Below are 14,874 nucleotides of genomic sequence, written 5' to 3'. Positions count from 1 at the left end.
CCCCCCCTTTTCAAAGCCCGCCGTTCCAATTTCCAGGCCGCAGGGGCAACCTGCCGGCCACTCGGTCCACCTACTTTTCGGGTATCGTCCGGCGGCAGGGCGGGCCCCCCCCCGCCACTCCTTTCGCGTCGAAGGGAGGCTGCGTAACGCGAAGAGTGCGAAAACCTCTTTCCTGAGGGCCGCAAACCGGCCTTCAGGAAACGGGTTTTCTCCCGTTTCTGGCCCGCCGCCAAATTGGTGGTGGGTGAAAAGACAAGAAGCCGCCGACAAGCGGCGGGCAACAAGACAGGGCCGCCGAGGTGGCCCGAGATGCAAGGCGAGCCGCGGCGAGGCTCGTCCCGAGAATTGAGCTAAGGAGCGACGATGGCCCAGACCCAGACTTTCAATGGCCGCAGACGCGTACGCAAGTTTTTCGGAAAGATCCCGGAAGTTGCGGAGATGCCGAACCTGATCGAGGTTCAGAAGGCATCCTATGACCAGTTCCTGATGGTGGAGGAGCCCAAGGGTGGGCGTCCTGACGAGGGACTGCAGGCAGTTTTCAAGTCGGTCTTCCCGATTTCCGATTTTTCCGGCTCCTCGATGCTGGAATTCGTGAAGTACGAGTTCGAGGGACCGAAATTCGACGTTGACGAATGCCGTCAGCGCGACCTGACCTATGCGGCGCCGCTCAAGGTGACGCTGCGCCTCATCGTGTTCGATATCGACGAGGATACCGGCGCGAAGTCGATCAAGGACATCAAGGAGCAGGACGTCTACATGGGCGACATGCCGCTCATGACCTTGAACGGCACCTTCATCGTCAATGGTACCGAGCGCGTCATCGTCTCGCAGATGCACCGTTCGCCGGGCGTCTTCTTCGACCATGACAAGGGCAAGTCGCACTCGTCCGGCAAGCTTCTGTTTGCCGCGCGCGTCATTCCCTATCGCGGCTCGTGGCTCGACATCGAGTTCGATAGCAAGGACGTCGTGCACGCCCGCATCGACCGCCGCCGCAAGATTCCGGTGACGTCGCTGCTGATGGCGCTCGGCATGGACGGCGAAGAGATCCTGTCGACCTTCTACAACAAGATCACCTACAAGCGCGCCGGCGACCATTGGCGCATCCCGTTCAACGTCGAGCGTTTCCGCGGCCTCAAGGCCGTTGGTGACCTGGTCGACGCCGACACCGGCGAAGTCGTCGTCGAGGCCGGCAAGAAGATCACCGCCCGCCAGGCCAGGGCGCTTGGCGAAAAGGGTCTCAAGGCGATCAAGGCGACCGACGAGGATCTGCTCGGCAACTACCTTGCCGAGGATATTGTCAACTACGGGACCGGCGAGATCTTCCTCGAAGCCGGTGACGAGATCGACGAAAAGACGCTGAAAGTGCTGCTTGGCACCGGTGACGATGAGATCAAGGTCCTCGACATCGACCACGTCAACGTCGGCGCCTACATCCGCAACACGCTCAACGTCGACAAGAACGAGAGCCGCCAGGACGCGCTGTTCGACATCTACCGCGTCATGCGCCCCGGCGAGCCGCCGACGCTGGAAACCGCTGAAGCCATGTTCAACTCGCTGTTCTTCGACAGCGAGCGCTACGATCTGTCGGCCGTCGGCCGCGTCAAGATGAACATGCGCCTCGAGCTCAAGGCCGAGGATACCGTGCGCGTGCTGCGCAAGGACGACATCCTGGCCGTGGTCAAGACGCTGGTCGAACTGCGCGACGGCAAGGGCGAGATCGACGACATCGACAATCTCGGCAACCGCCGTGTGCGCTCGGTCGGCGAGCTGATGGAGAACCAGTACCGCGTCGGCCTGCTGCGCATGGAGCGCGCGATCAAGGAACGCATGTCCTCGATCGAGATCGACACGGTGATGCCGCAGGACCTGATCAACGCCAAGCCGGCGGCTGCCGCCGTGCGCGAGTTCTTCGGTTCCTCGCAGCTGTCGCAGTTTATGGATCAGACCAACCCGCTTTCGGAAATCACCCACAAGCGCCGTCTTTCGGCGCTTGGACCGGGCGGTCTGACCCGCGAGCGTGCCGGTTTCGAAGTGCGCGACGTGCACCCGACGCATTACGGCCGCATCTGCCCGATCGAGACGCCGGAAGGCCCGAACATCGGCCTGATCAACTCGCTTGCGACCTTCGCGCGCGTCAACAAATACGGCTTCATCGAGAGCCCGTACCGCAAGATCGTCAACGGCAAGCTGACCAATGAGGTCGTTTACCTCTCGGCTATGGAAGAGGCCAAGCACCACGTCGCGCAGGCCAATGCCGAGCTCGACAAGAATGGTCATTTCGTCGACGAATTCGTCATTTGCCGCAACGCCGGCGAAGTGATGATGGCGCCGCGCGAAAACGTCGATCTGATGGACGTGTCGCCGAAGCAGATGGTGTCGGTGGCCGCGGCCCTGATCCCGTTCCTGGAGAACGATGACGCCAACCGTGCGCTGATGGGCTCGAACATGCAGCGTCAGGCCGTGCCGCTGGTGCGCGCCGAAGCGCCGTTCGTCGGCACCGGCATGGAGCCGATCGTCGCCCGTGACTCGGGCGCCGCCATCGGCGCCCGCCGCGGCGGCATCGTCGACCAGGTAGACGCGACGCGTATCGTCATCCGCGCCACGGAAGATCTCGATCCCGGCAAGTCCGGCGTCGACATCTACCGGCTGATGAAATTCCAGCGTTCGAACCAGAACACCTGCATCAACCAGCGTCCGCTGGTGCGCATGGGCGACCGGGTCAACAAGGGCGACATCATCGCCGACGGCCCGTCGACCGAGCTCGGCGATCTGGCCCTCGGCCGTAACGTGCTGGTCGCGTTCATGCCGTGGAACGGCTACAACTACGAGGATTCCATCCTCCTGTCCGAGCGCATCGTCGCCGACGACGTCTTCACCTCGATCCACATCGAGGAGTTCGAAGTCATGGCCCGCGACACCAAGCTGGGGCCGGAGGAGATCACGCGCGACATTCCCAACGTCTCGGAAGAAGCGCTGAAGAACCTCGATGAGGCCGGCATCGTCTACATCGGTGCGGAAGTGCAGCCGGGCGACATCCTGGTCGGCAAGATCACGCCAAAGGGCGAAAGCCCGATGACGCCGGAAGAAAAGCTGCTGCGCGCCATCTTCGGTGAAAAGGCCTCGGACGTGCGCGACACCTCGATGCGCATGCCTCCGGGAACCTTCGGCACCGTCGTCGAAGTGCGTGTCTTCAACCGCCACGGCGTCGAGAAGGACGAGCGCGCCATGGCGATCGAGCGCGAGGAGATCGAACGCCTCGCCAAGGACCGCGACGACGAGCAGGCGATCCTCGACCGCAACGTCTATTCGCGTCTTTCCGACGTTCTCGTCGGCAAGGAAGCGATTGCCGGGCCGAAGGGCTTCAAGAAGGGCTCGAAGCTGTCGAAGGACACGCTCGACGAGTATCCGCGTTCGCAGTGGTGGCAGTTTGCCGTGGAGAACGAAAAGCTCCAGAGCGAACTGGAAGCCCTGCGCGGCCAGTACGACGATTCCAAGAAGGCGCTCGAGCAGCGCTTCATGGACAAGGTCGAGAAGGTGCAGCGCGGCGACGAGATGCCTCCGGGCGTCATGAAGATGGTCAAGGTCTTCGTGGCCGTGAAGCGCAAGATGCAGCCCGGCGACAAGATGGCCGGCCGGCACGGCAACAAGGGTGTCGTGTCGCGGATCGTTCCGGTCGAGGACATGCCTTTCCTCGAGGACGGCACGCATGCCGATATCGTGCTCAACCCGCTGGGTGTGCCGAGCCGCATGAATGTCGGCCAGATCCTGGAAACGCATCTGGGCTGGGCCTGCGCCGGAATGGGCAGGAAGATCGGCGATCTGATCGACGCATACAAGACGGCGGGCGACATCAAGCCGCTGCGCAAGACGCTCGAGAGCTTCATGCCTTCCAACGACCGCAACGAGCCGGTCCGCGAATATGACGACGAGAGCATCGTTCGCCTCAGCGAGCAGATGCGCCGCGGCGTCTCCATCGCGACACCGGTGTTCGACGGCGCGCACGAGGCCGACATCAACATCATGCTGGAGCAGGCGGGCCTGCACACCAGCGGTCAGTCGCAGCTCTATGACGGACGCACCGGCGAGCCGTTCGATCGCAAAGTGACGATGGGCTATATATATATGCTCAAGCTTCACCACCTTGTGGACGACAAGATCCACGCGCGTTCGATCGGGCCGTACTCGCTCGTTACCCAGCAGCCGCTGGGCGGCAAGGCGCAGTTCGGTGGCCAGCGCTTCGGCGAGATGGAGGTCTGGGCACTCGAAGCGTACGGCGCCGCCTACACGCTGCAGGAGATGCTGACGGTGAAGTCGGACGACGTCGCCGGCCGCACCAAGGTCTATGAGGCGATCGTCAGAGGCGACGACACCTTCGAGGCCGGCATTCCCGAGAGCTTCAACGTTCTCGTCAAGGAAATGCGGTCTCTCGGCCTCAATGTCGAGCTGGAGAACACCAAGCTCGACGACAACCCGATCCGGCTGCCCGACGCGGCCGAATAAGCAAGACGTCCGGCCGCGGTCTTCCCGCGACCGGACGCACCAAATTCTCGGCCGATGGCCGATCAAGTCGGCGGGCGTTTGGCCCGCGCTAGATGCAAGGGGTTTTCGAGGACCCCGAAAAGGAGAACGGCATGAACCAAGAGGTCATGAATCTCTTCAATCCCCAGGCGCCTGCGCAGGTGTTCGATTCCATCCGGATCTCGCTTGCCAGCCCTGAGAAGATTCTGTCCTGGTCGTTCGGCGAGATCAAGAAGCCGGAGACCATCAACTACCGCACCTTCAAGCCGGAGCGTGACGGCCTGTTCTGCGCGCGCATTTTTGGCCCGATCAAGGACTATGAGTGCCTGTGCGGCAAGTACAAGCGCATGAAATACAAGGGCGTCATCTGCGAGAAGTGCGGCGTCGAAGTCACGCTGTCGCGCGTCCGCCGCGAGCGCATGGGCCATATCGAGCTGGCGGCACCGGTCGCCCACATCTGGTTCCTGAAGTCGCTGCCGTCGCGCATCGGCACGCTGCTCGACATGACGCTGAAGGACATCGAGCGGGTCCTCTATTTTGAGAACTACATCGTCACCGAACCCGGCCTGACCGCGCTGAAGGAGCACCAGCTGCTCAGCGAGGAAGAGTACATGATGGCCGTCGACGAGTATGGCGAGGATTCGTTCACCGCCATGATCGGCGCCGAGGCGATCCACGACCTTCTGGCCGGCATGGACCTCGAGAAGATCGCCGGCGATCTGCGTTCTGAGCTGGCTTCGACCACCTCCGAGCTCAAGCAGAAGAAGTACCTGAAGCGGCTCAAGGTCGTCGAGAACTTCATGGAATCCGGCAACCGTCCGGAATGGATGATCATGAAGGTGGTTCCGGTGATCCCGCCGGATCTGCGCCCGCTTGTCCCGCTGGACGGCGGCCGTTTTGCCACGTCGGATCTGAACGACCTCTATCGCCGCGTCATCAACCGCAACAACCGCCTGAAGCGGCTGATCGAGCTGCGCGCGCCCGGCATCATCGTGCGCAATGAAAAGCGCATGCTGCAGGAAGCCGTCGATGCGCTGTTCGACAACGGCCGCCGCGGCCGCGTCATCACCGGCGCCAACAAGCGTCCGCTAAAGTCGCTGTCCGACATGCTGAAGGGCAAGCAGGGCCGGTTCCGCCAGAACCTGCTCGGCAAGCGCGTCGACTATTCCGGCCGCTCGGTCATCGTCACCGGTCCGGAGCTCAAGCTCCACCAGTGCGGCCTGCCGAAGAAGATGGCGCTCGAACTGTTCAAGCCCTTCATCTACGCCCGTCTCGACGCCAAGGGCTACTCCTCGACCGTCAAGCAGGCGAAGAAGCTGGTCGAGAAGGAGCGTCCGGAGGTCTGGGATATCCTCGACGAGGTCATCCGCGAGCATCCGGTGCTTTTGAACCGCGCACCGACGCTGCACCGCCTCGGTATCCAGGCGTTCGAGCCGATCCTGATCGAAGGCAAGGCGATCCAGCTTCACCCGCTGGTCTGCACGGCCTTCAACGCCGACTTCGACGGCGACCAGATGGCGGTCCACGTGCCGCTGTCGCTGGAAGCGCAGCTCGAAGCCCGCGTGCTGATGATGTCGACCAACAACATCCTGCACCCGGCTTCCGGTGCGCCGATCATCGTGCCGTCGCAGGACATGGTTCTCGGTCTCTACTATCTCTCGATCGTCAACCAGAACGAGCCGGGCGAGGGCATGGTGTTTGCCGACATGGGCGAACTCCAGCACGCGCTCGAGACCAAGGCGGTGACGCTGCATGCCAAGATCAAGGGGCGCTTCCGCACGGTCGACGCCGACGGCAAGGTCGTGTCGAAGATCTACGACACCACGCCTGGCCGCATGATCATCGGCGAGCTGCTGCCGAAGAACCACAACGTGCCCTACGAGACCGCCAACCAGGAGATGACCAAGAAGAACATCTCCAAGATGATCGACACCGTCTACCGCCATTGCGGTCAGAAGGAGACGGTCATTTTCTGCGATCGCATCATGGCTCTCGGCTTCAGCCACGCCTGCCGTGCCGGCATTTCGTTCGGCAAGGACGACATGCTGATCCCGGACGCCAAGATCAAGCTGGTCTCCGACACCGAGGCTTTGGCCAAGGAGTACGAGCAGCAGTACAATGACGGTCTGATCACCCAGGGCGAGAAGTACAACAAGGTCGTCGACGCCTGGGCCAAGTGCTCGGAAAAGGTCGCCGACGAAATGATGGCCCGCATCAAGGCGGTCGAGTTCGAGGACAACGGCCGTCAGAAGCCGATGAACTCGATTTACATGATGTCGCACTCCGGTGCGCGCGGCTCGCCCACCCAGATGCGCCAGCTCGCCGGCATGCGCGGCCTGATGGCCAAGCCTAGCGGTGAAATCATCGAGACGCCGATCATCTCGAACTTCAAGGAAGGCCTCACCGTGCTCGAGTACTTCAACTCGACCCACGGCGCCCGCAAGGGTCTGGCCGACACCGCCTTGAAGACGGCGAACTCGGGTTACCTGACGCGTCGTCTTGTCGACGTGGCGCAGGACTGCATCGTCAACTCGCTCGACTGCGGCACCGACAAGGGCCTCACCATGCAGCCGATCGTCGATGCCGGTCAGGTCGTCGCTTCGGTTGGTCAGCGCGTTCTCGGCCGCACCTCGCTCGACGACATCACCCACCCGGTCACCGGCGAGGTTCTGGTCAAGGCCGGAACGCTGATGGACGAGCGTGACGTGGAACTGATCGAAAAGGCCGGCGTGCAGTCTGTCCGCATCCGTTCGGCGCTGACCTGCGAGGTCAGGGTCGGCGTCTGCGCGGTCTGCTACGGACGCGATCTGGCCCGCGGCACGCCCGTCAACCAGGGCGAGGCTGTCGGGGTCATCGCGGCGCAGTCGATCGGCGAGCCGGGCACTCAGCTCACCATGCGTACCTTCCACATGGGCGGCACGGCGCAGGTGGTGGATTCCTCGTTCCTTGAAGCCTCCTACGAGGGCAAGGTCGAGATCCGCAACCGCAACGTGGTGCGCAACTCCGACGGCCAGCTGATGGTCATGGGCCGCAACATGGCGGTGCTGATCCTCGACGAAGCCGGCAAGGAACGCGCCACGCACCGCGTCACCTACGGTTCGCGCATCTTCGTCGACGATGGCGACAAGGTGAAGCGCGGCCAGCGTATCGCCGAGTGGGATCCTTATACCCGCCCGATCCTCACCGAAATCGAGGGCAGGGTGGCATTCGAGGATCTGGTCGATGGCATTTCCGTCCAGGAAACCGCCGACGAATCGACCGGCATCACCAAGCGCGAGGTCATCGACTGGCGTTCGACGCCACGCGGCAACGACCTCAAGCCGGCGATCGTCGTCCAGGATGCCAAGGGCAAGGTCGGCAAGCTGTCGAAGGGCGGCGACGCCCGCTTCCTGCTCTCGGTCGAGGCCATTCTTTCGGTCGAGCCGGGCGCACAGGTTCGCCCCGGCGACGTGCTGGCGCGTATCCCGATGGAAAGCGCCAAGACCAAGGACATCACCGGTGGTCTGCCGCGTGTGGCCGAACTGTTCGAGGCACGCCGTCCGAAGGATCACGCCATCATCGCCGAGATCGATGGCACGATCCGCTTCGGCCGCGACTACAAGAACAAGCGCCGCATCATCATCGAGCCGCATGACTCGACGCTTGAGCCGGTCGAATACCTGATCCCGAAGGGCAAGCCGTTCCATCTCCAGGACGGCGACGTCATCGAGAAGGGCGACTACATCCTCGACGGTAATCCGGCGCCGCACGACATCCTGGCGATCAAGGGCGTGGAGGCGCTTGCCTCCTACCTCGTCAACGAGATCCAGGAGGTCTACCGCCTGCAGGGCGTGTCGATCAACGACAAGCACATCGAGGTGATCGTTCGCCAGATGCTGCAGAAGGTCGAGATCACCACGCAGGGCGATTCGACCTACATTCCGGGCGACCACGTCGACGTGATCGAGCTGGAAGAGGTCAATGAGCGCCTGGTCGAGGAAGGCAAGAAGCCGGCCGAAGGCCAGCCGGTGCTGCTTGGCATCACCAAGGCCTCGCTGCAGACGCCGTCCTTCATCTCCGCCGCTTCCTTCCAGGAGACGACGAGGGTGCTGACCGAAGCTGCGGTTGCCGGCAAGACCGACATGCTGCAGGGGCTGAAGGAAAACGTCATCGTCGGCCGGCTGATCCCGGCCGGTACCGGCGGTACGATGAGCCAGATCCGGCGCATCGCCACCTCGCGCGACGAGTTGATCATCGACGAGCGCCGCAAGGCGTCCGGCGTCGAGGTCGCCGAGCCGATGCTGACCGACATGGTTAACGCGGCGCAGTAAGCGCGCAAGCAAGAGAAGATAGAAAAGGGGCCTAAGTGGCCCCTTTTCGCATTTTGGTTCCTCAATCGGATCGGAGAAGAAACGATGAGCAGGAAGATCTGGGCTTCTGTCGACGACTACATTGTCGAAGCTCTTTTCGAGGCGGATCCCGCTCTTGATGCCGTTCTGGCGGCCAACCATGATCAGGGCCTGCCGCCTATCGACGTTTCCCCGGCACAAGGCAAGCTGCTCTCACTTCTTGCGCGAATGCAGGGAGCAAAGAAGGTACTCGAAATCGGCACATTGGGCGGCTACTCAACAATCTGGATGGCGCGAGCATTGCCGATGGACGGCAAGGTCGTGACGCTCGAGCTTGATCCGCACCACGCCAGTGTCGCGCGGTCGAACTTTGAACGGGCAGGGGTGTCTGACCAGGTAGAACTGCGGGTCGGACCGGCGCTTCAATCGCTTGCGGCCTTAGGCGCCGAGAATGCCGGGCCGTTCGATTTTATCTTCATCGACGCCGACAAGCCGAACAACCCGCACTATCTGTCCTGGGCCATGCGTCTTTCGAGGCCGGGGACCGTCATCGTCTGCGACAATGTCATCCGTGACGGCGCGGTGGTGAATGAAGATGGTCGCGACGCCAATGTCGAAGGGGCACGCGCGGCGTTCTCGTTCATCGGCAGCGACAAACGTCTGGAAGGCACCGCGATCCAGACTGTTGGCGCCAAGGGCTATGACGGCTTTGCAATAGCGATCGTCAATTGATTTTGTGCGGTGCGCCGACCAGACCTGCGATCCGGCCGGCGCCCACTCGTCAGTCGAAAAAAGCTTCCACCACATTGCGCTTGCCCAGCATGAAGGCGTCGGCGACGTGCTGCAGGGGCGCGAGATCGACGTCGGAGGTGCCGGCGCGCACGATCTCGGCAAAGCGCTTGTAGAGCATCGGGTATTCGGCTTCCGGCTCCTCGTGAACGACGCGGCCATCGATGGCGAGCTTTGAGCCGCCGCCAGAAAGCACCATCGATCCGGCCTCGGTATCGGCCAGAATGTCCCAGCTTTGCGGGCCGGTCTGACGCCAGTCGAGTTCCATCGTCACCGGCAGACCGTTCGAAGTGCGGAAGGCGATATGGGCGGCGATCGGGGCCGCGCGGTTTTCAGGGAAATCGAGTTCTGCCGAGCTGATGAACATCGGCGGCAGGATGTGGGTGGCGATCGACAGCGCGTTGATGCCGGGATCGAAGACGCCAAAGCCGCCGGGAGCCCAGATCCACTCCTGGTTCGGATGCCAGCGGCGCACGTCTTCCTTCCAGTTGATGGCGGCCGACCTGATCGTAGTCGAGCTGAGGAATGTGCGCGCTGCTTCGACAGCCGGCGCATAGCGTGAATGCCAACTGGCGAACAGGCAGACGCCGTTCGCTGCCGCCAGCGCCTTCAGGTCTTCGACCTCGCTGACCGTGGCGCCGGGCGGCTTTTCCAGGAAGACATGCTTTTTCGCCGCCAGCGCCAAGCGCGCGGCGTCGTAACGAAACTGCGGCGGCATGCACAGCGACACCGCCTCGAGCTCCGGCACCGAGTCGAGCATCGCCTCGATCGTCGGGAAATTCGGGATGTCTTCGACTTTGCCGTGGCGGCTCGCTGCGGCGACCAGGCGATAATCCTGGTCCTTCGCCAAGGCCGGCAGGTGCTGGTCGCGGACGATCTTTCCCACGCCGACGATGCCGAGCTTGATGGGATTAGAGGACATGGGAACTCCGCAGGTTGAGTGTGCTTGGTTTTGCCAGAGGTCGCTTCTTAGCAGAGAACTTGTGCCGGGCAAGTCGCCGGGCTTTGTCGCCGGCCCGTGAGATCGACCGCGATTCAGATCTCTTCAGATCGGCACATCGAACGTCACGATCGACACTTCGCCTTCGAGCGCGCCCTGATAGGCGGACAGATGCGGCTCCTCGTCCGGCACGCCGTCCATGTCGCCGATCTGATCGAGCTCTGCCTCGGCATAACCTTCGGCGGCAAGCGATTCGAGAGCGCGGCGCACCGCCGAATCGTCGTCCGGCGCGACCAGCATCACATGCACGCCTTCCGGCTTGCCGCCTTTGCGCTTCCACACCCGGCCGGTAATAATGGTGACCGGGCGCTCCTCATTGTCATTCACGGGTTCGTACCTCCGGGCGAGGGGGTTTGGGCTGCTCATGCCGCCTTTTCGCACGAAGCACGGCCTGGAAACAGCCGCAAGCCGGTCACTTTCTGGCATCCTCTTGAAAAACGGCGCAAGAAAATTACATGCGCTTTTCGCATGGCTGCCACGCCTCGGGTTCAGCGCAATATTTGCCGCTCCGGGGTTGACGGACAGTGGCCATACGAGTAGAAGCCGCCCAGTCAGAACCGATGTGAGGCTCTTGCTTCCGAAGCGACACGCTTTGGAGTTTGCCTCAAACAGGGTTCGTTTTACGAGCGAAAAGACATTTCCGGCGTGCATGAAGCGGCTTCCGCTTCCTCTGCCATTTGTTCGGGCAAGACCGCGAGGCGCGGTTTGTGGCCCGAATTTGCGTATGGAAATGACGCTTTGAGCGGCCCTGACCGGGCGAGACACGGAATTGAGAGACAAGAGGGTTTAATGCCTACCGTCAACCAGCTGATCCGCAAGCCGCGCATTGCGCCGGTGAAGCGCAACAAGGTCCCGGCCATGCAGCAGAACCCGCAGAAGCGGGGCGTCTGCACGCGCGTCTACACCACGACGCCGAAGAAGCCGAACTCGGCGCTGCGCAAGGTGGCCAAGATCCGCCTGACCAATGGTTTTGAAGTGATCGGGTACATCCCCGGCGAAGGCCACAACCTTCAGGAACACTCGGTGGTGATGATCCGCGGCGGCCGCGTCAAGGATCTTCCGGGCGTCCGTTACCACATCATCCGCGGCGTGCTCGACACGCAAGGCGTGAAGAACCGCAAGCAGCGCCGTTCGAAATACGGCGCCAAGCGTCCGAAGTGACCGAAGCGTAGCCAAGGTCGTTCCGGGCGGCGTCAAGCGACGATCCGGGATCCAGGCCACCGCGTAGAATTGAGGCAGAGAAAAAATGTCCCGTCGTCACAGTGCAGAAAAGCGTGAGATCAATCCGGACCCCAAGTTCGGCGATCTGATCGTCACCAAGTTCATGAACGCCGTCATGTATGACGGCAAGAAGTCGGTTGCCGAGACCATCGTCTACGGCGCGCTCGACCAGGTTCAGTCCAAGACCAAGCAGGAGCCGGTCACCGTCTTCCATCAGGCGCTCGACAATGTCGCGCCGCATGTGGAAGTGCGTTCGCGCCGCGTCGGCGGCGCCACCTACCAGGTTCCGGTCGACGTGCGCCCCGAGCGCCGTCAGGCATTGGCCATCCGCTGGCTGATTGCCGCCGCCCGCAACCGCAACGAGACCACTATGGTCGACCGCCTCTCCGGCGAGCTGATGGACGCGGCCAACAACCGCGGCACCGCGGTCAAGAAGCGTGAAGACACCCACAAGATGGCAGAAGCCAACCGCGCTTTCGCGCACTACCGCTGGTAAAGCGCGAACGAGACTGAAGAGGCACCTCCCATGGCCCGCGAATATAAAATCGAAGACTACCGCAATTTCGGTATCATGGCGCATATCGACGCCGGCAAGACGACGACCACCGAGCGCGTCCTCTATTACACGGGCAAGTCGCACAAGATCGGCGAAGTCCACGACGGCGCTGCCACCATGGATTGGATGGAGCAGGAGCAGGAGCGCGGCATTACCATCACGTCCGCCGCGACCACGACCTTCTGGAAGGGTCGCGACGGCAAGATGCACCGCTTCAACATCATCGACACCCCCGGCCACGTCGACTTCACCATTGAGGTCGAGCGTTCGCTGCGCGTGCTTGACGGCGCCATCGCGCTGCTCGACGCCAATGCCGGTGTCGAGCCGCAGACGGAAACCGTCTGGCGTCAGGCTGACAAGTACCGCGTGCCGCGCATGATCTTCTGCAACAAGATGGACAAGATCGGCGCCGACTTTTACCGCTCGGTCGAGATGATCGGTTCGCGCCTAGGTGCGCATGCCGTCGTCATGCAGCTGCCGATCGGCGCCGAGACCGAGTTCAAGGGTGTCGTCGACCTCGTCGAGATGAACGCGCTGGTCTGGCGCGACGAGACGCTGGGCGCTGCCTGGGACATCGTCGAGATCCCTGCCGACCTCAAGGCTCGTGCCGAAGAATACCGCGAGAAGATGATCGAGGCCGCCGTCGAAATGGACGAAACGGCGCTCGAGAATTACCTCGAAGGCAAGATGCCGAGCAACGACGAGATCCGTGCGCTCATCCGCAAGGGCACGATCGCGGTGAAGTTCTATCCGATGTTCTGCGGCTCGGCCTTCAAGAACAAGGGCGTGCAGCCGCTGCTCGACGCCGTCGTCGAATATCTGCCGTCGCCGGCCGATGTCCCGGCCATCAAGGGCGTCGACGCCAAGACCGACGCCGAGATCGAGCGTCATGCCGACGACAACGAGCCGCTGTCGATGCTCGCCTTCAAGATCATGAACGACCCGTTCGTCGGTTCGCTCACCTTTGCCCGCATCTATTCGGGCAAGCTCACCAAGGGCATCTCGGTCGACAACACCGTGAAGGGCAAGAAAGAGCGCATCGGCCGCATGCTGCAGATGCATGCGAATTCGCGCGCCGACGTCGAAGAGGCGTTTGCCGGCGACATCGTCGCCCTCGCTGGTCTCAAGGACACCACCACCGGCGACACGCTCAGTGATCCGCTGCATCCGGTCATCCTCGAGCGCATGGAATTCCCCGATCCGGTCATCCAGATCGCCATCGAGCCGAAGACCAAGAACGACCAGGAAAAGATGGGTCTCGCCCTTCACCGCCTGGCCGCCGAGGATCCGTCCTTCCGCGTCAAGACCGACGAGGAATCGGGCCAGACGATCATTTCCGGCATGGGCGAGCTTCACCTCGACATCATCGTCGACCGCATGCGCCGCGAGTTCAAGGTCGAGGCCAATGTCGGCGCGCCGCAGGTGGCCTACCGCGAGACGATCACCCGCAAGCACGAGCAGGACTACACGCACAAGAAGCAGACCGGCGGTACCGGCCAGTTCGCCCGCGTCAAGATACTGTTCGAGCCGAATCCGGAAAGCAGCGAATTCGAGTTCGAAACCAAGATCGTCGGCGGCGCTGTGCCGAAGGAATACATCCCCGGTGTCGAAAAGGGCATCAACAGCGTCATGACCTCGGGCCCGTTCGCCGGCTTCCCGATGATCGGCGTCAAGGCGACGCTGATCGATGGCGCCTACCACGACGTGGACTCGTCGGTTCTGGCCTTCGAAATCGCCGGCCGCGCCTGCTTCCGTGAAGCAGCGCCCAAGCTTGGCGTGCAGTTGCTCGAGCCGATCATGAAGGTCGAAGTGGTGACGCCGGAAGATTACGTCGGCAGCGTTATCGGCGACCTGAACGGCCGTCGCGGCCAGATCCAGGGCCAGGAAGCCCGTGGCGTGGCTGTGGTCATCAACGCGATGGTGCCGCTCGCCAACATGTTCAAATACGTGGACAACCTTCGCTCGATGAGCCAGGGCCGCGCGGCCTACACGATGCAGTTCGACCACTACGAGCCGGTCCCGACCGCGGTCGCCCAGGAAGTCCAGAAGAAATACGCGTAACTCGAAACGAGTTGCATCAGTAACTTAATTCAAGGCCCGCACGGGCTGGCAGGAATGGAGAGATCACATGGCAAAAGGTAAATTCGAGCGCACTAAGCCTCATGTGAACATTGGCACGATTGGTCACGTCGACCATGGCAAGACGTCGCTGACGGCGGCGATCACCAAGTATTTTGGCGAATACAAGCGCTACGACCAGATCGATGCGGCGCCGGAAGAGAAGGCGCGCGGCATCACCATTTCGACGGCGCACGTCGAATACGAGACCGCCAACCGCCACTATGCCCATGTCGACTGCCCCGGCCACGCCGACTACGTGAAGAACATGATCACCGGTGCTGCGCAGATGGACGGCGCGATCCTGGTGGTGTCGGCCGCCGACGGCCCGATGCCGCAGACGC

General features: G+C 62.4%; 9 protein-coding genes. 7 read left to right on the top strand and 2 right to left on the bottom strand.

Annotated elements, in window-relative coordinates; translation table 11 throughout:
* Positions 1 to 363: 363 nt before the first annotated feature.
* The 3 genes from rpoB (at position 364) to NKJ32_RS33560 (ending at position 9,578) form a co-directional block, all read left to right on the top strand.
* Complete coding sequence (gene rpoB, locus NKJ32_RS33570) at positions 364 to 4,500, top strand: DNA-directed RNA polymerase subunit beta (RefSeq protein WP_352457481.1); 4,137 nt, start codon at positions 364 to 366, stop codon at positions 4,498 to 4,500.
* A gap of 131 nt (positions 4,501 to 4,631) precedes the next feature.
* Entirely contained in the window at positions 4,632 to 8,828 is a 4,197-nt protein-coding gene (gene rpoC / locus NKJ32_RS33565; RefSeq protein ID WP_023680444.1) for a DNA-directed RNA polymerase subunit beta', read from the top strand.
* Between the two features lie 84 nt (positions 8,829 to 8,912).
* Complete coding sequence (locus tag NKJ32_RS33560; protein WP_352572478.1) at positions 8,913 to 9,578, top strand: O-methyltransferase; 666 nt, start codon at positions 8,913 to 8,915, stop codon at positions 9,576 to 9,578.
* 49 nt (positions 9,579 to 9,627) lie between these two features.
* On the opposite strand, the gene NKJ32_RS33555 is transcribed toward NKJ32_RS33560, so the two are convergent.
* Together NKJ32_RS33555 and NKJ32_RS33550 are read right to left on the bottom strand one after the other, a co-directional pair.
* Complete coding sequence (locus tag NKJ32_RS33555; protein WP_352572480.1) at positions 9,628 to 10,557, bottom strand: Gfo/Idh/MocA family protein; 930 nt, start codon at positions 10,555 to 10,557, stop codon at positions 9,628 to 9,630.
* Positions 10,558 to 10,680: 123 nt separating this feature from the next.
* Complete coding sequence (locus NKJ32_RS33550) at positions 10,681 to 10,962, bottom strand: transcriptional regulator (RefSeq protein WP_023680447.1); 282 nt, start codon at positions 10,960 to 10,962, stop codon at positions 10,681 to 10,683.
* Between the two features lie 462 nt (positions 10,963 to 11,424).
* Here NKJ32_RS33550 and rpsL point away from each other — a divergent pair, with 462 nt between their 5' ends.
* The 4 genes from rpsL to NKJ32_RS33530 form a co-directional block, all read left to right on the top strand.
* Positions 11,425 to 11,796: a 30S ribosomal protein S12 gene (gene rpsL, locus NKJ32_RS33545; protein WP_006333356.1), complete on the top strand. Its 372-nt coding sequence runs from the start codon at positions 11,425 to 11,427 to the stop codon at positions 11,794 to 11,796.
* 85 nt (positions 11,797 to 11,881) lie between these two features.
* A complete protein-coding gene (gene rpsG / locus NKJ32_RS33540; protein ID WP_008875664.1) occupies positions 11,882 to 12,352 on the top strand; it encodes a 30S ribosomal protein S7 in 471 nt (156 codons plus the stop codon).
* Between the two features lie 30 nt (positions 12,353 to 12,382).
* Positions 12,383 to 14,473 carry an elongation factor G gene (gene fusA / locus NKJ32_RS33535; protein WP_023680448.1) on the top strand — a complete coding sequence of 697 codons (2,091 nt, stop codon included), beginning with the start codon at positions 12,383 to 12,385 and terminating at the stop codon, positions 14,471 to 14,473.
* A gap of 67 nt (positions 14,474 to 14,540) precedes the next feature.
* Positions 14,541 to 14,874 (top strand): GTP-binding protein (locus NKJ32_RS33530; protein WP_352700731.1); only part of this gene is annotated, 334 nt, incomplete at its 3' end.

Source organism: Mesorhizobium sp. M0159 (assembly GCF_040322295.1).
GTDB lineage: Bacteria > Pseudomonadota > Alphaproteobacteria > Rhizobiales > Rhizobiaceae > Mesorhizobium.
This window is presented reverse-complemented; position numbering and strand designations above follow the sequence as displayed.

Coding starts and splice junctions, on each gene's coding strand:
- NKJ32_RS33560 (WP_352572478.1), top strand. CDS start 8,913: ATGAGCAGGAAGATCTGGGCTTCTGTCGACGACTACATTGTCGAAGCT.
- rpoB (WP_352457481.1), top strand. CDS start 364: ATGGCCCAGACCCAGACTTTCAATGGCCGCAGACGCGTACGCAAGTTT.
- fusA (WP_023680448.1), top strand. CDS start 12,383: ATGGCCCGCGAATATAAAATCGAAGACTACCGCAATTTCGGTATCATG.
- rpoC (WP_023680444.1), top strand. CDS start 4,632: ATGAACCAAGAGGTCATGAATCTCTTCAATCCCCAGGCGCCTGCGCAG.
- rpsG (WP_008875664.1), top strand. CDS start 11,882: ATGTCCCGTCGTCACAGTGCAGAAAAGCGTGAGATCAATCCGGACCCC.
- NKJ32_RS33555 (WP_352572480.1), bottom strand. CDS start 10,557: ATGTCCTCTAATCCCATCAAGCTCGGCATCGTCGGCGTGGGAAAGATC.
- rpsL (WP_006333356.1), top strand. CDS start 11,425: ATGCCTACCGTCAACCAGCTGATCCGCAAGCCGCGCATTGCGCCGGTG.